At 62.6% G+C, this 22505-nt stretch carries 18 protein-coding genes and 1 pseudogene; 10 read left to right on the top strand and 9 right to left on the bottom strand.

Annotated elements, in window-relative coordinates; genetic code table 11:
• The first annotated feature begins 195 nt into the window (after nucleotides 1–195).
• Both ABC729_RS06235 and ABC729_RS06230 read left to right on the top strand, forming a co-directional pair.
• The gene (locus ABC729_RS06235; RefSeq protein ID WP_495606771.1) at nucleotides 196–4653 is read left to right on the top strand and encodes an NACHT domain-containing protein; all 4458 of its coding nucleotides are present in this window, start codon (nucleotides 196–198) and stop codon (nucleotides 4651–4653) included.
• 436 nt (nucleotides 4654–5089) lie between these two features.
• Nucleotides 5090–5263: pseudogene (locus tag ABC729_RS06230) on the top strand (IS256 family transposase); the annotation flags it as partial.
• 294 nt (nucleotides 5264–5557) lie between these two features.
• On the opposite strand, the gene ABC729_RS06225 reads toward ABC729_RS06230, so the two are convergent.
• Entirely contained in the window at nucleotides 5558–5974 is a 417-nt protein-coding gene (locus tag ABC729_RS06225; protein ID WP_495606770.1) for a GNAT family N-acetyltransferase, read from the bottom strand.
• Nucleotides 5975–6073: 99 nt separating this feature from the next.
• Here ABC729_RS06225 and ABC729_RS06220 point away from each other — a divergent pair, with 99 nt between their 5' ends.
• Complete coding sequence (locus ABC729_RS06220; protein WP_495606769.1) at nucleotides 6074–8575, top strand: ligase-associated DNA damage response DEXH box helicase; 2502 nt, start codon at nucleotides 6074–6076, stop codon at nucleotides 8573–8575.
• A 3-nt stretch (nucleotides 8576–8578) separates the two neighbouring features.
• On the opposite strand, the gene ABC729_RS06215 is transcribed toward ABC729_RS06220, so the two are convergent.
• Nucleotides 8579–9346, bottom strand: coding sequence for a GGDEF domain-containing protein (locus tag ABC729_RS06215; RefSeq protein WP_495606768.1), 768 nt, complete (start codon nucleotides 9344–9346; stop codon nucleotides 8579–8581).
• A 262-nt stretch (nucleotides 9347–9608) separates the two neighbouring features.
• Between ABC729_RS06215 and ABC729_RS06210 the strand changes: the two genes are divergently transcribed.
• Nucleotides 9609–10454, top strand: coding sequence for a cell envelope integrity EipB family protein (locus ABC729_RS06210; protein WP_495606767.1), 846 nt, complete (start codon nucleotides 9609–9611; stop codon nucleotides 10452–10454).
• Here ABC729_RS06210 and ABC729_RS06205 read toward each other — a convergent pair whose 3' ends face one another.
• The 5 genes from ABC729_RS06205 to erpA form a co-directional block, all read right to left on the bottom strand.
• A complete protein-coding gene (locus tag ABC729_RS06205) occupies nucleotides 10455–11060 on the bottom strand; it encodes a flavin reductase family protein (RefSeq protein ID WP_495606766.1) in 606 nt (201 codons plus the stop codon). It lies immediately after the preceding gene.
• Between the two features lie 69 nt (nucleotides 11061–11129).
• On the bottom strand, nucleotides 11130–12212 hold the full coding sequence (locus ABC729_RS06200; RefSeq protein WP_495606765.1) for an isoaspartyl peptidase/L-asparaginase family protein: 1083 nt from the start codon (nucleotides 12210–12212) through the stop codon (nucleotides 11130–11132).
• A gap of 128 nt (nucleotides 12213–12340) precedes the next feature.
• The gene (locus ABC729_RS06195) at nucleotides 12341–14353 is read right to left on the bottom strand and encodes a multicopper oxidase family protein (protein WP_495606764.1); all 2013 of its coding nucleotides are present in this window, start codon (nucleotides 14351–14353) and stop codon (nucleotides 12341–12343) included.
• 83 nt (nucleotides 14354–14436) lie between these two features.
• A complete protein-coding gene (gene xth / locus ABC729_RS06190; protein WP_495606763.1) occupies nucleotides 14437–15207 on the bottom strand; it encodes an exodeoxyribonuclease III in 771 nt (256 codons plus the stop codon).
• A gap of 12 nt (nucleotides 15208–15219) precedes the next feature.
• Entirely contained in the window at nucleotides 15220–15600 is a 381-nt protein-coding gene (gene erpA, locus ABC729_RS06185; RefSeq protein ID WP_495606762.1) for an iron-sulfur cluster insertion protein ErpA, read from the bottom strand.
• Nucleotides 15601–15702: 102 nt separating this feature from the next.
• Between erpA and dgt the strand changes: the two genes are divergently transcribed.
• Entirely contained in the window at nucleotides 15703–17028 is a 1326-nt protein-coding gene (gene dgt, locus ABC729_RS06180) for a dGTP triphosphohydrolase (RefSeq protein WP_495606761.1), read from the top strand.
• Nucleotides 17029–17032: 4 nt separating this feature from the next.
• Here dgt and ABC729_RS06175 read toward each other — a convergent pair whose 3' ends face one another.
• Nucleotides 17033–17512, bottom strand: a complete 480-nt coding sequence (locus ABC729_RS06175; RefSeq protein WP_495606760.1) for a glutathione peroxidase — start codon at nucleotides 17510–17512, stop codon at nucleotides 17033–17035.
• A gap of 70 nt (nucleotides 17513–17582) precedes the next feature.
• Here ABC729_RS06175 and ABC729_RS06170 point away from each other — a divergent pair, with 70 nt between their 5' ends.
• The 3 genes from ABC729_RS06170 to ABC729_RS06160 are packed head-to-tail and all read left to right on the top strand — an operon-like array spanning nucleotide 17583 to nucleotide 19869.
• Nucleotides 17583–18461 (top strand): hypothetical protein, encoded by an 879-nt coding sequence (locus ABC729_RS06170; RefSeq protein ID WP_495606759.1) that lies wholly within the window; start codon nucleotides 17583–17585, stop codon nucleotides 18459–18461.
• Nucleotides 18458–18838, top strand: coding sequence for a fluoride efflux transporter CrcB (crcB, locus tag ABC729_RS06165; protein ID WP_495606758.1), 381 nt, complete (start codon nucleotides 18458–18460; stop codon nucleotides 18836–18838). Before ABC729_RS06170 ends, crcB begins: the two co-directional genes overlap by 4 nt.
• The gene (locus ABC729_RS06160; protein WP_495606757.1) at nucleotides 18835–19869 is read left to right on the top strand and encodes an RluA family pseudouridine synthase; all 1035 of its coding nucleotides are present in this window, start codon (nucleotides 18835–18837) and stop codon (nucleotides 19867–19869) included. Before crcB ends, ABC729_RS06160 begins: the two co-directional genes overlap by 4 nt.
• Before the next feature lie 4 nt (nucleotides 19870–19873).
• On the opposite strand, the gene ABC729_RS06155 is transcribed toward ABC729_RS06160, so the two are convergent.
• Complete coding sequence (locus tag ABC729_RS06155; protein WP_495606756.1) at nucleotides 19874–20902, bottom strand: BMP family ABC transporter substrate-binding protein; 1029 nt, start codon at nucleotides 20900–20902, stop codon at nucleotides 19874–19876.
• A 187-nt stretch (nucleotides 20903–21089) separates the two neighbouring features.
• Here ABC729_RS06155 and ABC729_RS06150 point away from each other — a divergent pair, with 187 nt between their 5' ends.
• Nucleotides 21090–21764 carry an HAD-IA family hydrolase gene (locus ABC729_RS06150; RefSeq protein WP_495606755.1) on the top strand — a complete coding sequence of 225 codons (675 nt, stop codon included), beginning with the start codon at nucleotides 21090–21092 and terminating at the stop codon, nucleotides 21762–21764.
• A 5-nt stretch (nucleotides 21765–21769) separates the two neighbouring features.
• Nucleotides 21770–22462, top strand: coding sequence for an ATP12 family chaperone protein (locus ABC729_RS06145; protein WP_495606754.1), 693 nt, complete (start codon nucleotides 21770–21772; stop codon nucleotides 22460–22462).
• Nucleotides 22463–22505 lie beyond the last annotated feature (43 nt).

The raw sequence follows: 22505 nt of genomic DNA, 5'->3' as shown, positions 1-22505 counted from the left end.
TGCCAATCAAAACTCACCATTACCTCGCCGCGACCCTGGGCCTTCTCATCATGATTGTAATGCCATAGATTCGCAGATCGAATACGTCAGCACCATTTGAAGACAGAAACGATGCCTTCACCTGCAATCGATTTCCGCGCTATCCGTTCGCACCATGGGAGCCAGCATAGTGGCTTTGAGGAACTGGTCTGTCAGATGGCAGCCCTTGAGACGCCACCCAGCCTTTGCTTCCACCGCAAGGGCGCGGGGGCCGATGCAGGACTGGAATGCTACCGTGTCGAAGCCGATGGGTCGGAGACCGGCTGGCAGGCAAAATATTTCTTCGAATTTGGCAGCGACCAGGCCTCGCAGCTGAAGGAATCCTTCGATCACGCTACTGACCATCATCCCGATCTCAAGCGGTTCATCGTCAGCCTCCCATTCAACCTATCGGACGGGCGCGTCGTGAACCGCAAGTCGCAGAAGGATCGCTGGGAGGATTGGGTGGCGGCACGCACCAAGGCGATCCTGCCGCGTATAGTCACGATCGAGTTATGGGATGAAACCCAGTTGATCGAGCGCCTGACGCGCACCGATCCGCGCCATGCCGGCCGCCGCCGCTACTGGTTCGGTCTCCTGCATTTCACGCCGGACTGGTTTCAGACGCGCTTCGACATCACCCGCGCGGCGCTCGGCAAGCGTTATACGCCCGAACTCAATATCGAGCTTCCCGTTCGTCGCGGGCTGCTCGCGATCGCGCGCGATCCCGCCTTTATCGAGGATCTATCCGAGTTGGCCAACAATGTCGATGCGGCCCGGCACCGAGCCGCCAGCGACATCGCGAGTTTGCTGGCGAATGGTCCGGCGGCCGCCCCCGCCGCCGGGCTCGATGCTGCGTTTCGCGCGATCAGCCTTAGCATCCGGACAAGCGCGATGGGTCCGGCCGATACTGTGCCGTTTGACACCTGGTTGCAGGCGGTCGATCAGGCCCGCACGACTTTGGGAATTTGCGCGACTGAGGTCTGGAATCTGCACAGCAAGAAGGCCGGTGACCGCGAAGCCATCCAGCGCGGGCATCACCACGTAAACCAACTCTACGAGGCGCTTCAGGCCATCTCCGAATCAGTCGATCGGCATGAGGCGCGGTTGGCGAACGAACATCGCCTGCTCGTGACCGGTGAGGCGGGCGTTGGTAAGTCGCATCTGCTGGCGGACGTGACGCAGCGCCATATCATGTGCGGTTACCCGGCGGTGCTGGTACTCGGCGGGAGCTTTGTCGATGGTGAAATCTGGCGCCAGGTCGGCGACCAGCTCGGGCTGACCAACGTCACCCCGGACGAGTTGCTCGGTGCCCTTGATGCTGCGGGCGAAGCCGCAGGCACGCGTGCACTGATAATCGTCGATGCGATCAATGAACGCGGCGGGATCGCCATCTGGACGAGCCGCTTGGCGGCATTCCTCGCGACCGCAGACCGGTTCCCGCATGTGGTAGTCGTCCTTTCATGCCGTACGACTTTCCTTCCCTATATCGTGTCCGACATCGATGAGAATGAGCTGCCGCGTCTCGCTCATCCGGGCTTTGCCGGGCGGGCGGCGGAAGCGGCGCAGCGCTATCTCGACCAGCGCGGGATCGTGCGCATGGCGGCGCCGAATCTCTCGCCCGAATTCGAGAATCCCTTGTTCTTGCGTACGTGCTGCGATGCGCTGGAGCGCCGCGGCGAGACCGAACTGCCGCGCGGGCTTGCTGGCGTGTCAGGCGTGTTCGATTTCTATTTCGGCGCCGTGTCGGAAACGATCACGGCTCGGATGAAGCTGTTTCCGCGGCTTCGGATCGTCGAGCGGGCCTTGGAGGCCATTACTGCGGCCATGGTCACCGCTCGGAGCGGCCATTTGTCGATCGGTGATGCGATTGCCCTGTTCGAAGTTCTGCACACCTCAAACAACCAGACCGAGCAAAGTCTGTTCTTCCAGCTCGAGAATGAAGGAGTCCTGACCATTGAGCCGGTGGTCGAGGGCGACGTCACCACCGAGATGGTTCGTTTCACGTTCGAGCGGCTGAGCGATCACCGCATTGCGCAGGCATTGCTGGAAGCCAAGGTCACTGGCACAAATCCGGCTCCCGCTTTTGCGCAAGGCGGGGCTCTTCGTGACTATGTGTTGGGACGATATGCGCATCGCTTCGCTGGGATCGCTGAAGCCTTTGCCGTCCAACTGCCCGAGCGATACGGAGTCGAACTTCTCGACCTGATCGACGACGAATGGGCATCCTATAATCTCTTGCCAGGCTTTCGCACCAGCCTGCTATGGCGGCGCCAGCACGCCTTCAATGCCCGTACAGTCGAACTGCTTGAGGAGAATGCCGACCGTCTGGGCGACGATCTCTGGCTCGACACAATGATTGCCATTGCGACCGAACCAGCCAATGCGTTCAATGCCGATCATCTGGACAGCTGGTTGCGCCCAATGACGCTGCCGGAGCGCGACGAGCTTTGGTCGGTGCGCGCGACTTATCATGCCCGAGATGAGGGCAATGCAATCGACACCCTGATCCAATGGGTACTTGTCAACGGACTGAAGCCCATCGAGGAAACACGTGCCCGTCTGGCGGCAATCATGCTGGCCTGGCTTACGAGTCTTAGTCACCGCGCCGTTCGCGACATGGCAACTAAGGCACTGGCCGTGCTACTCGTCAGGCGCCGTGGATTGGCCGCGCAACTCGTTGCAGATTTTGGCCGCCTGAACGACGCCTATGTCGTCGACCGCGTGCTGGCTGCGGCATATGGTGCGGCGACCCGCAGTGATAGCAATGAAGGCCTCGCTGCTTTGGCAGAGGCTGCCTATGCCGTAGTATTTGCGGATGACCCGATTCCGCCGCACGTGCTGATCCGAGATCATGCCCGCGGTATTATCGAGCTTGCCGCGTATCGCGGCGTCTTGCCGGCATCGGTTTCGCTCGATCGAGCTCGGCCGCCCTATCCGGTTGGCACTCCCATCGAGCTCATCGATGATGCCACGCTCGCTGGCTATGTGAAAATCTATGAGAATGGATCATGCTACCGCGACGATATCATGGGCTCTGCGGTCGAGGACGGCGATTTTGCGCGGTACGAGATCGATCCACTCGCAAACCAGTTTCTGGAATTGCCCCGGGAGGAGGTCGGACGGTCGAACGAGGTGCGCTATGACGAATGGTATGCGCGCGCGATCGCCGGAAATGTCGGGCGCGAGGATGCACTCAAGAAGCTGATCAGTCTTTCTGGCCAGCTGAATGCGATGCCGCATGACTTCAACTTCTATCTCGACGACCGACGCAACGGGGCGGGCACCAATGCTGACGGTCCGACTCGCGACGAAGTGCAAGCGGAGCGCGACACAGCTGCCGCGGCGTTCAAAGCACTTCTCGACGAAGCTGAGCATCGCGACTTCCATATTTACGCCGAAGGGTGGGTGGAACGCGCGATGTGGGATTCCGACGCGCAGCCAAATTATCCCAATATAAGCCACAACATGGCGCGGCGCTGGGTGGGTTGGCGTGCGCATGATCTGGGATGGACGCCTGAGCGTTTTGCGGTGCCCGAACGCAACATGCACAGTCACGACCGCATGGATCACCTTATTGAGCGGATTGGCAAAAAATATCAGTGGATCGCCTATCACGAGCTGACCGGGCGCCTGTCGGACCTCTATGCCATCGACGGCAGCTATCACGACGAGCCCCAGCCTTATCGAGGGCCATGGCAGGTAGGAACGCGCGAGATGGACCCGACGATACTGGTTACGCACACCGAAGCCCGGAATTCGAGCAAGCAACCTGCCACTTGGTGGTCGCCCCATGCGCCGCGGTGGCGCGAAGATCCGCCAAAGGCGCGTATCGCCTGGATGGAGGATGAAGGCCGTGACGTCCCGGATCCTGTGGCCCAGCTTGAGGTCACCGACCCCGATGGCAGGCACTGGCTCATGCTCGACCTGTCCGCTAGCCGCAATCAGTCAGTGATCGATGAAGGCGAGCACGTCATGCTGCGCATGACGTGGCACAAGATCCAATCGCTGCTCGTCCCGCGCAGCGAAGCCGATAGCTTGGTTCGGCTGCTGCGCCGATGCGAACGCGAACGCAATCATTTGCCGAAAATCGAACTACCCTGGCGAGCCTATCTGGGTGAGTATCCCTGGCATCAAGCCTATGACAGCATTCACGGCGAATGGGAGCTTGGCCGCCGCAAGATCGAAGCCTTTGCGACCATCGCCGACCGCTATGTCGAGCGTTCGGGGCATAATTATTCGGTTGTCGAAAGCTTCAATCTGACCATCCCAGGTCCGCGTCTGATGCGCGGGCTCGACCTGCGCTTGGCAGAGGGTCTTTCGCTATCCTATTGCGATGCCCAGGGCCGTGTTCTGTTCAAAGACCCGTCTGCGGATACGCCGGGGAACAGCGCCGCCGTTGTTGATCGCACGGCGCTGGTCGCGCTCCTAGCGCGAGAGGACCTTGAGTTGATCTGGGTATTCACAGGAGAGAAGAGCGCTCACGGCGGTCGTCCACACCGCAGCGGCTGGGGTGGCCAGCTCGAATATTGGGGTATCTACCGGTTTAACGGTTCGGCAATCAGCGGCGAACTCGAGTTCCAGCACAAGAAACCCGACAAGCAACAGCTCGCGGAATTCCTCGCCCATCGCTAACCAAAGGCGGTGCGAGGGCCAGGACACACGGCGGTTGCTCGGCGCGCTCTAAGAGAGTCTCTACATGAAGCTTGGCCGCGGAGCCGTCGTGCGTGAACTGGCCCCGTTTGAGCCGGACACTCAGGCGGCTTCGACTTGTTCCCTGGAAAGATGGCTGATGTGAAGCCTAGACCTCTCGGTCGAGAAGGGCTTTGATGGTGAAGGGCGGTTTCGGGCGATAAGCAGAGAGGTGTTGCGAAGTCCCTTGTCAGCCCTCATGGTATAAAAAGGTGAGGTGGGGTATAGACTTGACTCGTCACTATTAATTTCCCTATTTTCTTCCCTGTTGAGCAGTTGATCGGCCCCACTGGCTTCGCTAAGCGCCGCCAACATAGTTCGTTGAGCACCAGGTCAGGCTCGTCCTCACCTGGTGTTTCTATTTTAGCTTAAGCACTGTGCCGATGTCGTCGGCATCTTTCCAAACGAAGCTGCCATCACCAAGCTCGTCGATCGCATCGTGCTGGAACAGAACGTTGAATCGACCGTGCAGCGCGTCCGCTACATGACATTGGAAACCATGGCCCCGTTCAGCGATGATCCCGCCGCTCCTACACCACCCCGCGGGACGTGATCGGTGCAGGCGTTGTGATTACTTTCGTCTTCGACGAAACGAGGGTGTGCCCTCGTGCACCCCTTACGCTTGATCAGCCGCGAATTAAAATTCGCGGCTGATCAAGCGTCCAGTGTAAACATTTTAGACCAAAATTTGAGTTTTGTTTACATTTTAAATAATTGAACCGAAGAAAAGTCTATAAAATATATGATTATCAGTGACTTATGATGTTATTTACACTATCATAGTGCACATAACCGTTCTGAACAAGATCAAACCGGTGGGGATATTCCCCACCGGTTTTTCTTTGGCTTAAATGGGCTTTGTGAAGCCCTGTTCCCCACCCTCGGTCAGTTCGGTTGGCTGCCACCCCTGACGGCGGTAGAATTCATCGGCACGGGTGTTGGGGCCGGTTGACAGGGTGGCCGTGTTCCAGCCGGCGGCACGCAGATCATCCAGCGCATGGGGCAGCAGTGCCTTGCCAATCCCACGGCCTTCGGCGGTGGGATCGGTGAACAGGGCCCAGATGCTGCCATCGCGCGGGTCGGCGGCGGCGAAGCCATGGATGCCCCCTTCATCCTGGTATAGCCAGATGCGGCTGACGGACATGAATTCCTCATAGGCCGATGCCGGCACCCGCGACGGATCGTTCAACCGGTTCTCCTGCACGGCGGCACGGATACGCATCAGGTCCGGGATATCGGTGTGGGTGGCGGTGCGGATCATCATGGCTCACGCGGTTGACAGGGTGTGGTCTCGGTATAGGTGGGTGCAGACAGCGTCGCAACGCCCCTTTTCGTTCGCGCTCCGTTCCGTCATGATGCGCCGATGCAGTCTGTACCCGACCTTTCCGATGATCAGGACCTGATCCCGCCCGGCATCGCCGGCTGGTTTCGTGCCCAGGGCTGGACGCCGCGCCCGCATCAGCTGGGCATGGTGGCGGCCGCACGGGACGGGATGCATGCGCTGCTGATCGCGCCGACGGGGGCCGGCAAGACGCTGGCGGGATTTCTGCCCAGCCTGATTGACCTGTCCGAACGCCCTCGCGAAGGGCTGCACACCCTTTACATCTCGCCGTTGAAGGCGCTGGCCGTCGATATCCAGCGCAATCTGGAAGCGCCCATTGCGTCCCTGCGCCTGCCCATCCGGGCCGAAACGCGGACCGGCGATACCCCCGAAGCCAAGCGGGCGCGGCAACGGTCCAAGCCGCCGCATATCCTGATGACGACGGTGGAAAGCCTGGCGCTGATGGTCTCCTATCCCGATGCGGCGGAGATTTTCCGACCGCTGCGCCGGATCGTCATTGATGAACTGCATGCCCTGGCGGGGACCAAGCGCGGGGATCAGCTGGCCCTGTGTCTGGCCCGCCTGTCCAGTTTGGCCCCTTATGCCCTGCGCGCCGGCCTGTCGGCCACGGTGGCGGACCCGGATGCCCTGACCGCGTGGCTGTCGCCCACCGGGCGGCTTTACGATGATGAGGGGGAACTGGCGCCTGTACGTGTGGTGCGCGGTCGGCCCGGTGCCCCGCCCAAGGTGGAGATCCTGGCCACCAAGGAGCATCTGCCCTGGGCCGGGCATATGGCATTGCATGCGATGGGGGAGGTGTACCAGCGCATCCGCGACCATGGCGTGACACTGGTCTTCGTGAATACGCGCGCGCAGGCGGAGCTGGCCTTTCAGGAACTGTGGCGGCTGAACACCGACAATCTGCCCATCGCCCTGCACCATGGGTCGCTGGCCGTGGAGCAGCGGCGCAAGGTGGAGGCGGCGATGGCCGCTGGCAAGTTGCGCGCCGTGGTCGCCACCTCGTCCCTGGATCTCGGCATTGACTGGGCAGAGATCGATCTGGTGGTGCAGGTAGGGGCGCCCAAGGGCGTGTCGCGCCTGTTACAGCGGATCGGACGTGCCAACCACCGGCTGGATGAGGCGTCAAAGGCCCTGTTGGTCCCCGGCAACCGGTTTGAAGTGCTGGAATGTGAGGCGGCGGTGGCCGCCATCAAGGCCGGCACCCTGGATGGTGAAGCCTTGCGCCCCGGTGCCCTGGATGTGCTGGCCCAGCATGTCACGGGTGTCGCCTGTTCCGGGCCGTTCAGCCCCGATGCGCTGTATGCAGAGGTCGTGCGGGCCTCGCCTTACGCCAACCTGTCGCGCGATGAGTTTGACGATGTCTTCGATTTCGTGGCCACGGGCGGCTATGCGCTGGGTGCCTATGACAAGTTCAAGCGCCTGACCAAGGACCCGGATACCGGCCTGTGGCAGGCGGCCAACGGCATGGTGTCGCGTCAATATCGGCTGAATGTCGGCACCATTGTTGAAGAGGTGATGCTGAATGTGCGCCTGAACCGGGGGCAGGTGCTGGGACGGGTGGAGGAATATTTCGTCAATGGTCTGGTGCCGGGCGACACCTTCATCTTTGCCGGACAGTTGCTGAAATTCGTCGGCATCCGCGAGAATGATGTGATCGCCGCCAAGGGCGGGCAGGGCACACCGAAAGTTCCCGCCTATGCAGGCGGGCGTCTGCCGCTGTCCACCCATCTGGCCGACCGGGTGCGGGCCCTGCTGTCCGACCCGCGCCTGTGGGATGCGTTCCCCGACGCGGTGCAGGAATGGCTGCGCCTTCAGCAATATAAATCGGTGATGCCGGATGCGTCGGGCCTGCTGGTTGAAAGTTTCCCGCGCAACGACAAGGAGTACCTGGTCGCCTATTGCTTTGAGGGGCGCAACGCGCATCAGACCCTGGGCATGCTGCTGACAAGGCGGATGGAGCGGGCGGGGCTGCACCCGTTGGGATTCGTGGCGACGGATTATGTGCTGGCCATCTGGTCGCTGAAGCCCGCGACGAACCTGGAGGTCTTGTTCGATCAGGATATGCTGGGCGACGATCTGGAGGCGTGGATGGAGGAATCATCCATGCTGAAGCGCCTGTTCCGGAATGTCGCGGTCATTTCCGGCCTGATCGAACGCCGCCATCCGGGCTTGGAGAAGACAGGCAAGCAGGTGATGTTCAGCGCCGATCTGATCTATGACGTGCTGCGCCGGCATGAGCCGGGGCATGTGCTGTTGCGCGCCACACGGGCCGATGCGGCGGCAGGTTTGACCGATGTGCGGCGTGTGGCCGGTATGCTGAGCCGTGTGCAGGGCCGCATCCAGCATCGCCGCCTGGACCGGATTTCGCCGCTGGCGGTGCCCGTCATCCTGGAAATCGGGCGGGAGCATATCCAGGGCAGCGCCATCGATGCCCTGCTGGACGAAGCGGTGAATGAGCTGTTGGAGGAGGCGGTGCCCGAACTGATGGCCCCACCGTCGGAGCGGCAGGGCCGTTTGTTGTAGTGATCAACGAGCTGCCGACTTCGCCGCGCGCTTGACGCGGTACATGCCGGCATCGGCGCGGCGGATCAGTTCTTCTTCCTGATCGCCGGGCGCAAAGGGCTGCATGCCGAAGCTGCCGCGCAGGGGCAGGGTGCGCATCTGCCACTGACACGTCTGGGCGTTGAAGATCGACGACAGGGCTTCGGCGCGGGCCATGCCCTGCACCTTGTCGGTATGGGTCAGCAGGACCGCGAATTCATCCCCGCCGAAACGGGCCACGATGTCATTGGCGCGGACATTGTCCTTCAGGGTGCGGGCCGTCTGACGCAGATACCAGTCGCCGCAGAGGTGCCCGTGCGTGTCATTGATGGCCTTGAACCCGTCCAGGTCGATAATGACCAGAACCCCGCCGACACCTGTGCGCTTGGCCATGGCCAGTTCGCGCCGGAATGCCTCCACAAAGCCGCGACGGTTCAGAAGCCCCGTCAGCTCATCCGTCATGGACAGGGTTTCAAGATGTTCGATTCGTTCCTTCTGCTCCGCGACCTTTGCCTCCGCCTCTCGCAGACGCATGATTGTGTCCTGCAAAAGATAGACATAGGTGTCCGCATTCATCGACACCGGGCCCATATCCGGCATCACGGCACTGCCGACGCTGCCCGCAACGCTGCGGGCCAGGCTGTGCAGGCTGTTGGTCTGTTGCGGGGACGGGCTGGGGAAGGCGGACAAGCCACGATCCAGGCCACGCGACATCGTCATCGGACGGGTCTGGACGCTATCGAATGGGCTCATGGTCGGCTCCCCTGAATGGGTAATTGATCTGACCCGGTATCAGCAATGGCCGTGCCATCAGAAAAACGGCGGAAAAACAGGTGGTTGCGCGGTGTTGTTCGTTGATCATTCATTTCCGGGTGGCAGTTTCTGCCCGGTTGGATGAGCGCCGTGTGGCAAATGCTGCCCAGTGGCTCCCTCATCCGTCAGAGGGGTGCGAATGCCCGTTGCGGCGGGCCGTTCGCGGGCGCAAGATGGGTGTCTTGTTCCATATCAAGGCCGCATGCCCAACGTGACCGCCCTGTCCCGCGCCCGCCGCACCGCCCGTCCCGCCGCCGCCTTTGCCCTGGTCTTGCTGTTGGGCAGTGCGGGGACCGTTCCTGCCTTCGCCCGCTCCGGCATTGATATCGCGCCGCACAAGGCGACATACCGGCTGAAGCTGGATCATGCGCGGCTGCAAAGCGGCATCACGGATGTGAGCGGTCAGATGAGCTTTTCCTGGAATGACGCCTGCGATGGCTGGACCATCGATCAGCGTTTCCAGGTCCGCTTCTCCTATGCCGAAGGGGAGGACATGAACCTGATCACTAACTACGCAACATGGGAGGCGAAGGACGGCTCTGCCTACCGCTTCAATGTGCGCAAGCTGGTGAATGGCGAGATGGATGAGGAACTGTCCGGTGGTGCCAACCTGGATGGCAAGGGTGGCGGTAATGTCCGCTATGACAAGCCGGAGGCGCGGTCCATGCCGCTAAAGCCGGGCACCATGTTTCCCACTGCCCATACGCTGCGTGTTCTGAAACAGGCCGGATCGCCGGAAAACTTGTTTTCCGTTCCCGTCTTCGATGGGGCGGAGGCAGAGGGGGCCAGTCCCGTCAACACCATTGTCGGCAAACTGCGCTCCCCCGCGGTGATGAAGGTGAAGGATGCCGACCTGCTGGCCGCCAAGGCGTGGCAGGTGTCGCTGGCCTTCTTCCCCATCAATCCGGGCGAACCGCTGCCGGATTATGAAACCAGCATGGTTTTGCAGGAAAATGGCGTGGTCCGTTCCATGCTGGTCGATTACGGCGATTTCCGGGTCTCCATGGAGTTGGAGACCCTGGAAAAGGCCATCAAGCCGCCCTGCTGATCAGGTTTCTGCGCGGAAGTTCCGGCCCAGTGGCGCCGTCCCGCCGACATAGTGCCGGAACACATAGAAAAGCGGATGCCAGCGCGCGGTATCGATATGCCGGCCATTGGGCAGCAGGATATCGGGGGTGGCCCGCACCTCCGTAACCGTTACCTCCACAATGGCGTACCCGACATCCGCATCCTCATGGATGATGTTGGCGGTGCCGCTTAACTGCATCGGACATTCGGTGATGCGGGCCACCGGCCAGTCCGGGTCCTGTTGCGGGGTCAGGCTGCCCAGCGCGAACTTGTCCGCGACATGCATATAGCCCATGGCCTGTTTATGGTCGGGCACCGGGTTGCTGCCCGTTGCGCGGGCGATGCGTTCCACCTGCGGCCAGAGGTCGGCCGAGGGCAGGTTCAACACGCAGCGCCCATCGCGGCGCAGATTGGACATGGCGTAGCCATCCAGCCCCAACCCGATCACAACCCGGTCGCCCAGTGCCCACGCGGATGAGATGGGGGTGATATTGCTGGTCCCATCTGTGTTGAGGCTGGTCAACAGAATGACCGGTGTGCCGAAATAGAGCACAGATGGGGTGATGGTGACATGGGTGGCGGACATGGTGGCTCCGTTACTGGAAGAAGCCAACCTATGCCGGGCGGACGGGCCGTTGGTTCGGTCAGGACCGTATCAAGGTTCGCCCTTGAAAATACCCACCACCGGCTGCCCCCCGGCCACCTGCCGGGCGCGGTACATGCCGGAGGTGTTGAAGGACCAGGCGACCTGACCGTCCGGCGCGACGGCAACAATGCCGCCATCGCCGCCCAGTGCCGTCAGACGGGCCTGGATCACCTCGTCGGCGGCCTGTTGCAGGCTCATCCCTTTCAATTCGACCAGATCGCAGATGGCCCGCGCCACGCCCAGGCGGATGAAATATTCCCCCGTACCCGTGGCTGACACGGCGCAGGATCTGTCATTGGCATAGGTGCCGGCACCGATAATCGGCACGTCACCAACGCGGCCCCACAGCTTGGCCGTGGTGCCGCCGGTGGAGGTGCCGGCGGCGACATGGCCGGCATTGTCCAGCGCCACGACGCCGACCGTGCCGTATTTGCGATCCTCAAACGGCATATCGGCGGCAGCCAGCGGTATGGGTTCCGGGCCTACGCCCGCCGGCCGGGCCGGGACGGACAGGCCACGTTCCTTCAAGGTTTTCTTCAATGACTGCCAGCGCCGTTCGGTGAAGAACCAGGACGCGTCGGCCTGTTCCACACCCGCCTGCTGCCCGAATTTTTCAGCACCGGCCCCGATCAGCATCACATGGGGCGATTTCTCCATGACGGCGCGGGCCAGGGTGATCGGGTTTTTGGTGCCGGTGATGCCGGCGACCGCACCGGCTTTCAATGTGGCACCATCCATGATGGCGGCGTCCAGTTCATTGCGGCCATCGGCGGTGAAGACCGCACCCTTTCCGGCATTGAACTGCGGGTCATCCTCCAGCCCACGCACCACCGCCACCACGGCATCCATGGCGGTGCCGCCCTTTTCCAGAACCGCCCGTCCGCGATCCAGGGCGGCATGCATGGCGGCGCGGTATGACGCCTCCGTTTCCGGCCCCATGGTTTCGCGGTCCATCACGCCCGCGCCGCCATGGATGGCCAGCGCCCAGGCGGGACGGGCCGGGGCCGCCGCCTGTTTCTGCGTGGCACAGGCGGACAGGGCCAGGGTAGCGCCCAGCAATAGGGTGGCAAGGCGGATCGGATTGCGGCGCACGGTCACTCTCCCCGGAATGAAATTTCATGTCCCTTCAGGCACCGGGCTGGCGGTCGCCTGCCTCCAATCTGTTGCGGGCTTGATCCGTGACAGATTGGTAATGGGGAGAGTGATAGCAGGCTTGGCCGTCACCTCACCAGTTCAAGCAGTTCCATCATGCCGTTATCCTCATGGTTCACATTGTGGCAGTGCATGACCATGGGGCCGGTGAAGTCCAGGGCGCGGGACAGGAATTGCAAGACCTCGCCATTGCCGCCGGGCGGGTTGTCATTGGGCTGCGCGGTATTGCCAAACGGGAAGGTGCAGCCGCCGGGGCCGGGGGCGCAGTTGATCAGGGCCGTGTCGCGCCAGATAGGGAAATCATAGGCGACCGCACCGCGCTGCACGATCTGGAACGAGTTGATATGGATATGGAACATGTGGGTGTCGGATGCGCTTTGTACCCCCCATCGATCCATCTGCCCCAGTTTCAGCCGGCGCTGCACCCGTTCCAGGTTGAAGGGACGGCCATTGACCACCGAGGCACCGCCGATGGCGGATGGGGCATATTCGGTGTTGGTAAAGCCGAAAACGACGCCCTGGGTCGGCCCGTCGGGTACATCCTTTGCCGTCACCAGATCGGCGGGGGTGTAGAGCGCGTTCAGAGCCGTCTGGGTCGGCACGGCCTTGTTCACGTTCTTGGCCTTGCGCTTCTTAGTGACATTGACGGTCAGCAGGGTCTGCGTGCCGCTGGGCGGCGTGGCGCTGCACAGGTTGGTGGTGGGATTGGGGTTGGGATTGGCGGTGGTCGGGGTCGCCGTGCTGGCCGCCGGCGCCTGATAGATCAAATATTGTCCCTCCGCCGACGGTGCCTGGACCATCAGGTCCATACGCTGACCAGGGGCCATCAGCACCAGTTCATTGGTGATTACATCGGTGCCGGCGGTGGACGTCGTCAGTTTGTAGACGGGATTGCCCAGCGCGAAGGGCAGGTCCGGCGCACCGGATTTCAGCGTGCGATGGATGGGAACACCATCAGCGGCCAGTGCGTAGACGCCGGGGACGGGAGCCGTCGTGCCAGCCGCCGGTACCAGACAGAATGGCTGGACATTGCCGACCGTCGTATTAACCACCCGCCACAGCATGGCCTCTCCCGGTGCCATGGAGATGGTGGGGTTCACCTGACCGTTGACGGAGAACTGGGCATTGGCGGTGGGGTTATAGTTCGCAGGGTATTGATAGCCCAGCGTCTGGCAGATGGCCTGGCCATAGGTGGCGAAGCAGTTGACCGCATTCGGTGCCTCCTGGGTCGGTCCATTGGGGAAGGTGGGAGACGTGACATAGCCGATCTCCTGGATCACCAGGATGCGTTCGCCGTCATAGGCTTTGGCGTGCTTCACGGCGGGCAGGCTGTCGATTCCGCGCTTCTCATCCTCAATGATCAGGGCGCCGGCCATTCCGCTGGCCAGTTGGATCGCCACCGACCCATGTTTATGCGGATGATACCAGTAGGTGCCTGCCGGATGGTCTTCGGGGATCTTGTATTCATAGTCGAAGGCCCCCTCCACGCAGACATGGCGATGGGCCACGTCCTTGTCGGTTTCCATGTGGCAGGCCTTCTTCAGATCGTCGGCGGTTGCCCCTGTCGGCAGGATATTCAGCAGCACATTGTCGCTGTTGCCCAAAGGCGAGACATGCAGCCCGTGGGTGTGCAGGTTCAGGACGTCGAACCCATGCGGCAGAGTATCGACATAGGTTCCTGAACCCGGCCCATGGCCCAGCTTTGGTGCTTCGGGAAAGAAGTCTCCCGCCTCTTTCTCCTCCGCCTTGCGCGCAGCAGCGGGCGTGGGCCGCTCCAGCGCGGTGGTCGGGGGCATGTCGTTGCGCAGCTTCAGGCGCACATGCTCCCCTGGGCGTGCGCGCAGGGTGGGGGCGATCAGGCGCGTGTCCTTCCCCGTCCGCGCCGTCGTCCCCTCCGTCACGAAGCTGCGTGTCTGCACCAGCGTGCCGTTGAACGGATAGACCGCAGTCTTTGCGACCAGCAGATATTGCCCGTCGCCATTACGCCGCATATCGGGCGGATTTTGCAGTTCGTCGGCCAGAGCGACCGTGGTGAACGACAGGCACAGGGCGGCCACGCCCATGTTCAGAACCAGACGCATATCCATATCCCCCCGAGCAGCGACACCGGTGCCGGGAGGATAACAGAATTCAGGGTGTATGCCATATGCAACCGGGAGGGGTTTTACGCCAAAGTCAGTACCACGGGCGTATGGTCGGACGCCTTCTCCTTGGCGCGGGGGCCCTTGTCGATCTCGCACGCCACGATACGGTCGGCGGCCCGAGGTGACAGCAGGAAATGGTCGATGCGCAAGCCGTTATTGCGGGGCCATGCGCCGGCCTGATAATCCCAGAAGCTGTAAGCGGGGACGAGCCCCGGATGCAGGGTGCGGAACGCCTCCGTGTAGCCCAGCGCCAGGATTTCCTGGAACTTCAGCCGCGTTTCCTGCCGGAACAGGGCATCCTCGCGCCAGCCGATGGGATCATACACATCTTCCGGTGCGGGGATGACATTGTAGTCACCGCCCAGCACCACGGGCTGACCGCTTTTCAGCAACTCCGCCGCATGCAGGCGCAGCCGCTCCATCCAGCGCAGCTTGTAGGGATATTTCTCCGTCCCCACCGGATTGCCGTTGGGCAGATAGATGCTGGCGATGCGCACCCCGCTGATCGTGCCCTCGACATAGCGGGCCTGTTCATCCTCCACCTCTCCCGGCAGACGGGTGATGATGTCGGTGACAGGTGTCTTCGACAGGATGGCGACGCCGTTATAGGCCTTCTGACCCACTGCCTGGACGTGATAGCCCAGGTCCTCGAACGCTGATGCCGGAAAGGATGCCGTCTCGCACTTGATCTCCTGGAACAGCACCACGTCGGGCGCTGCCTCCGCCAGCCATTCGGTGATGTTGGGCAGGCGGGCCTTGGCGGAATTGACGTTCCAGGTGGCGATCTTCACGATGGGCTACCCTCAAACCGAAAACGACGTGCCGCAGCCACAGGAGGAGGCGGCATTGGGATTGTTGACCTTGAAGTAGCTGCCCATCAGGTCTTCCGCGAAATCCAGCTCGGCACCCGCCAGCAGGTCGAGGGAGACATCGTCAACCACCAGCTTGGCCGTGTCCTTGGCGAAGACATGATCATCCTCGTTGGTGACCGTGTCGAAGGAGAAACCATACTGGAAGCCGGAGCAGCCGCCGCCCGAGACGGTCAGGCGCAGCATCTGATCGGGATTGCCTTCCAGCGTCGCCAGCTTGGCGATGCGGCGGGCGGCACTGTCGGACAGGGTCATGGACCTGCTGCCGGGCGGCGGGGTTCCGGCGTCGCCGGTACTGGCCGATGTGATGGTCATTGAATGGTTCCTGTCTGCTAACGACTGGACAAACGCTTACACCCTATGTAAGCGGCGAAGGCGTGTCCGTCAAAGGTGGGCATGGCATGCGCTGGAGATAGCATGATGATGCGTTGGCAGTCCCTGTTGTCCCGCAAGCGTTTGGCCAAGGACGGATTGGCCCCGGAACTGCCCTATCGCAGCGCCTTTGAGATCGATATCGACCGCATCACCTTCTCCACCAGCTTCCGACGCCTGTCGGACAAGCAGCAGGTGCATGGCATCGGCGGGTCGGATTATGTCCGCTCCCGCCTGACCCATTCGATGGAGGCCGCACGGGTGGGCCGCTCTCTGGGCAGCTGGGCCGGGTCGGAGATCATCGCCCGTTATGGTCAGGATGCCGTGCCGGCCAGTGCGGCCGATATTGGCGATGTGGTCGGGGCGGGGGCCTTGGCCCATGATCTGGGCACGCCATGCTTTGCCCATACCGGCGAAGATGTGATTTCCGACTGGTTCGAAGGCACCAGTCTGGGCCGTGAGATTCTGTCAGGTGTGGATGGACAGCAGGCCGCCGAACTGTCGAACTTCGAAGGCAACGCCCAGGGCTTCCGCGTGCTGACCCGCCTGCAGGGCTGGCGTGCGCAGGGCGGGCTGCAACTGACGGCGGCGACGCTGGGCACCTATGGCAAATACCCCTGGGCCGCCCCGGCCTTCGCGGGCGAGGAGCGACCCCATAAGCGCAAATATGGCTTCCTGGGCAGCGAGACGGAACTGATGGCGGAGGTGGCGGGCGAACTGGGCCTGATCCCCATTGGCCGCGATGCCTGGTGCCGACACCCGCTGGCCTATCTGGTGGAGGCGGCGGACGATGCCTGCTACTCCGTCGTCGATATTGAGGATGCGGTGAAGATGCGCATGCTGTCCTTCGCCGATGCGGAGGAGTTGCTGGAACCGTTGATCGATTGGGACCGCGCGGAATATGAGGGGATCGAGGATGAGGATCGCCGCCTGATCTATCTGCGCGCCCGCGCCATCGACCGGCTGGTCACCGATGCGGCGGCGGCCTTCCTGGACAAGCTGCCCGACATCATGGACGGCAAGCCGGTCGGCCCGCTGCTGAAGATGATTGAGCGCACGGACGCGCTTAAGGAAATCTCCGACGTTTCCTACACCCAGATTTATCGCGGGCATCAGCGCTGCGAGACCGACATCGTTGCCGCCCGCACCGTCACCACCCTGCTGGATGCCTATGGCGAGGCCTTGCTGGCGCGGGAGAAGGCGGGGCCGGGTGGAGACCTGCCCCGGCGTTTTGCCTCGCTGCTGGAAACCGTGCCCGGCATCCGACAAATCCCCTACGACCGCGCCGGCTGGACCCGGTCCTTAATGGATTACATCGCCGGCATGACCGACCGCTTCGCCATCCGGCAGGCTCAGTTGATCGCGGGGTGAGGGGTTACAACAGCCCCTCAATCGCCACCCGCAGCGCGTCGGGCTTCGTCGTCGGGCTGAACCGGCCCACCACCTTGCCCGACCGGTCCACCAGGAACTTCGTGAAATTCCATTTGATCCGGCTGCTGCCCAGGAAGCCGCGCTTTTCCTTGGTGATCCACTTGTACAGCGGATGGGCCTTCTCCCCATTCACATCGATCTTGGCGAACATAGGGAAAGTGACATCATAGGTCAGGGAGCAGAAATTGGCGATTTCCGCCGCGTCGCCGGGCTCCTGCTTGCCAAACTGGTTACAGGGAAAGCCCAGGACAACCAGCCCGCGCGCCGCATAATCACGGTGCAGCGCTTCCAGACCTTGATACTGATAGGTGAAACCGCATTTGGAGGCGGTGTTCACGATCAGCATGACCTTGCCGCGCCAGTCACCCAGTGACACATCCTTGCCATCCAGCGTTTTGGCAGTGAAGTCATAGATGCTGGTCATGGACACTCTCCCCGTTGATCCGTGCGCGATGATGCGATGGGGACGGGGCGGTTGGCAATGTGGGGCAGGGATGGAATTTGATCTTTTCGTGGGCATTGACTGGACCGGCGCACAACCGGCCCGCGCCGTGGCTGTCGCCGCCTGTGATCCGTCGGGTCTTGTCCACCCTATTTGGCCCAGGGAGCGCTATTGGCGGCGGCAGGAGGTGGCGGACTGGATCGCTGCGGAAATCATATCGGGCCGCCGCATCCTGGCCGGGTTCGATTTCGGATTCGCCATGCCATGGGTGGATGGTGTGGGCTATCTGGATGGCCGCGTGCCGGATATCACCGACATGTTTGCGTTATGGGACCTGATTGATCAGGCCAGCGCAGGCGCGGAGGATGATTTCGCCGGTGCCGCCGTTCATGACCCGCGTCTGTTCCCCAGCTTCTGGATCAACGGCCCCACGCCGGTTCATTGGGGCGATGGTTCGACCAAGCGGCGCCGGGTGGAAGTGGTGGCGGCAGAGACGGGAGCCGGCACGCCCGTATCGCTGTTCAAGCTGGCGGCGGCGTCGAAACAGGTAGGCAAGGCCTCGCTGGCCGGCATGCGCACCCTGAAACGGTTGCGCACCATGGCGGGCGACAGGCTGGCAGTCTGGCCGGCGGAGCAGCCAGGATCGGGGCAAAGCGTGGTGATGGAAATCTATCCCACCCTATTTCGCAAACAGGCGCTGGGGGGCGTGCGAAAGATCACGGGACGGGCGGCGATGGCCGACGCGGTGGCGCATTTCGGCTGCACCCTGTCGTCCGATCTGCCGGAACAGTTTGACGATCATATCGGGGATGCCATCATCACGGCGGCCGGGCTGTCGCGGCTGGCGGGGCAGGCCTCGGCCTGGAATCCCGCCGGCCTGACGCCAGACATCGCCCGGCGTGAGGGCTGGATATTCGGGGTCGGCGCATGAAGATGGTGTTCTATGTCGCAATCGGTGGTGCGTTCGGCTCCGTGGCGCGCTATCTGACAGCGCAATGGTTCGGTCGGCTGTTCGGCACGGGCTTTCCCTGGGCGACGCTGACGGTCAACATCGTCGGTTCGTTTGTGATGGGATTGCTGGTCGGGCTGATGGCCCATGCCTGGTCGCCCCCGGCGGAGGTTCGCGCCTTTCTGACGGTGGGGATACTCGGCGGGTTCACGACCTTTTCCACCTTTTCCCTGGACGTGGCGGTGATGCTGGAACGGGGGGATATTGGGATGGCGGCGGCCTATGTGCTGTCGTCTTTGATTGTCGGCATCGGCGGGTTGTTCGCCGGGCTTTATCTGGTACGGATGGTGGCGGCATGAGCGATGCCGATGAAGTGCGCGGTCCCGCGAAGATCGTAGAGACGAAGCTGGTGGCCGATGACGAGGCCGATATCCGCCTGGACCGCTGGTTCAAGCGGCATTACCCGCAGGTGGGCCATGGCGTGCTGCAGAAGCTGCTGCGCACCGGTCAGGTGCGGGTGGATGGCAAGCGCGCGGACGCCAATACCCGCCTGTTGGCGGGCCAGACCGTCCGCATCCCGCCGCTGCCCGATGCCGCCCCTGCACCGGCAGACGAACAGGGACCGGCCGCCAAGGCTGCCAAGCCGCTGTTCAGCGACAAGGAAGTGGCGGCCCTGCGCGCCTGTGTCCTGTACCGCGACGCCGATGTCATCGTGCTGGACAAGCCCGCTGGGCTGGCGGTGCAGGGTGGCACGGGGCAGGCAAAGCATCTGGACGCCATGCTGGATCTGCTGAAATTCGACGCTCCGGGACGACCCAAGCTGGTCCACCGGTTGGACAAGGATACCAGCGGCTGTCTGGTCCTGGCCCGCAACGCCTTCGCCGCCACGCGCCTGACCGAAAGTTTCCGGGGCCGCGACGCGCGCAAGATTTATTGGGCCATCACCGTTGGCGTGCCCGAACCGCATCAGGGCCGCATCGACCTGTCGATCGCCAAGGAAATGTCGGCAGGTGGTGAGCGCATGATGGTCGATGAACGCAATGGCCAGCGCGCGCAATCCTATTACACCGTCCTGGAACATGCGCATCGCAAGGCGGCCTTTGTGGCCCTATGGCCGCGCACGGGCCGCACGCACCAGCTGCGCGTGCATATGGACGCTATCGGCACGCCGATCCTGGGCGATGGCAAATATGCCGGGCAGGGGGCTTTTATCGACGGGGCCGATATGAAGCGGCAGCTGCATCTCCATGCACGCCGCATCATCATCCCGCACCCGCGCGGCGGCACGGTCGATGTGACCGCACCGCTACCGGAACATATGCGACCCGCCTGGGATTATTTCGGGTTTAGCGCCAATTTGAAGGAAGACCCGTTCTTGGCCCTGGACTGAGGCCTCATTGCAGACGTGTTGGCGGCTCGCTATGTGCCGCCAACCGCAGTTCTGGCTGTTCACAGGACGCATCGGTCTGGCGGATGGTCAGGCGACCGTTCCTGATCCGCTGCTTAGCGCTTTCGATGGCGTTGATCTGATCGGGGGTCAGGAAACGGTCGGCACCCTGGCGCACCCAATCCACGCCGCCCTCGGCAATGCCCAGTTCCAGTGCGCCCGCCGACCAATGGTTATCAGTCAGATCCCGTAGTGCCTTGTAGACCGCCACATCCACACGCTTCAGCGCAGTGGTGACGATATGGCCGGGTGCAAGCATCTCCTGATCGCTATCCACACCGATCCCCAGATGCCCTGCCTGGGCCGCGGTCACCAGCGCGTCGCGGCTGGCGATGCCGGCGGCGGGAAACAGCACGTCGGCCCCATCCTGAAGCAGTTCTTCTGCCACCAACCGCGCCAGCCGCCGGTCGCGGAACCCTTCCATGTCCTTGGACATGTAGCGGGTGACGACCGTCAAGGGACGCCCCGTTTCCCGTGCGCCTTGCACAAAGCCGCAGCCAAAACGCTGCACCGGTGGGGTGGCGACGGCACCGATGAATGCCAGTTTGCCGGCCTTGCTGGCAAAGCCAGCGGCCATCCCAGCCAGGAACCCGGCCTCTTGTTCACGGAACCGGATGGACTGCACGTTGGGGGCCTTCACGGCGCTGTCGATGATGGTGAAACGGGCATGCGGGTAGATGGGGGCCAGCTGAATCAACGCCTTATCATGCACATAGCCGATCAGCAGCAAGGTGGTGATTCCCCGGTCAACAAAGGCTCGGATCGCCTCGGCGCTGTCATGTTCATTATTGATGACGCGTTGCCGGAACCGGATGCCGCTTTCCGCCTCCAACCGTTCGATAGCGGAAACAACCATGGAATTGTAAACCTGATCGTCCTTCTGTCCGCTGTAGATCACCCCGTAATCCCCCGCTGCCCGTGCCTGCGGCGCGGTCAAAAGGCTGAGGGCGATGATCAAGGCATAGAACAACCGCATTCGAACGTGTGATTCCAGGTGCAAACATAGTTATCCTGCTTATATCCAGGATTTCATGCCGATGGACAGCCGCCGCCACCTATCCCTTTGGATCAGGTGCCCAGCATGCCGCGCATGTTGCCCCGCCCCCTCGACAGCGCGAAAGACGCGGGGTAGCTAAGGGCATGCCCGTTCCTGCGCCTGAGACATGATGCCCTTACGACTTGCCCTGTTCGATTGTGACGGCACTCTGGTGGACAGCCAGCACGCCATCGTCGCCGCCATGGAGGCAGGGTTTGCCGCTCATGGCCTGGTCCCGCCTCCGGCGCGGGACATACGCCGTGTTGTCGGTCTGCCGCTGGTGCCTGCCGTCGCCACCCTGGCACCAACCCTGACGCCCGACGCGCATGAGGCGATATCAGAAGCCTACAAAGCCGCTTTTTACCGCAACCGTCTGGCCGGCACCCACCCGGAACCGCTGTTTGACGGCGTCGTGGCAGCGCTTGACGCACTGGAGGCAGCGGGCTTCGTTCTGGGCATCGCGACGGGCAAGAGCCGGCGCGGCCTGGATGCCACGCTGGCCCACCATGGTCTTGCGCCCCGTTTCGTCACGTTGCAGACCAGCGACCGGGTGGCGGGCAAGCCCAGCCCCGACATGGTGTTCGCAGCCCTGGCCGAGAGTGGGGCAAACGCGGCGGACACGGTCGTGATCGGCGATACCAGCTTTGACATCCTGATGGCCCGCAATGCCCGCGTCCGTTCCGTCGGCGTGTCCTGGGGCTATCACGAGGGGGCGGAACTGCTGGCGGCGGGTGCGGACCTTCTGGTGCATGAATATGCGGCCCTGCCCGACGCGGTGACGGGCCTGCTTGTTAAGGATTGAGGATCATGAAGCGCTTCTACAAGCAGGTGGAAACCATCGCCGCCGAAGGTGGCTTCACCCTGGCACTGGATGGAAAGCCGGTGCGCACCCCGGCCAAGCTACCGCTCGTCGTGCCGACCCAGGTCCTGGCAGAGGCGATGGCCGCCGAATGGGCCGCCCAGGGGGAAGAGGTGAAGCCCGCCACCATGCCGCTGACGCAGCTGGCCAGCACCAGCATCGATGGTGTGCGCGGTCGCCTGGAGGCGGTGGCAGAGGCGTCCGCCGTTTATGGCGAAAGCGAGCTGGTCTGTTACCGTGCCGACGAGCCGGCGGAGCTGGTGGAACGGCAGGCGATGCTGTGGAACCCGCTTCTGGATTGGGCCGCCCATCGTTATGACGCGCACCTGCTGATCGCGACCGGCATCATCCACAAGGCACAGCCGGAAGGGGCCCTGAAGGCCCTGCGGTCGGCGGTGGATCAGCTGGATGAATGGCATCTGACGGCGCTGCAAAACACCATCGGCATCACCGGGTCGCTGCTGGTCTCGCTGGCCCTGATCGACCGTCATATCACGGCGGAGCAGGCCTTTGATCTGGCCCAGCTGGACGAGAATTATCAGATCGAGAAATGGGGCGAGGATTGGGAAGCCGCAGATCGCCGCGCCATACAACGGGCGGATCTGGCCCACACCGTCCGGTTCCTTGATTTGCTGCGCTGAAGCATTCCGTGCCGCATTGCGCAAAATGTCAGGTGGCATTTCC

Source organism: Niveispirillum sp. CC-CTL257 (assembly GCF_059489915.1).
Note: the sequence above shows the minus strand (reverse complement) of the source record. Positions and strands in the feature narration are given on the sequence as shown.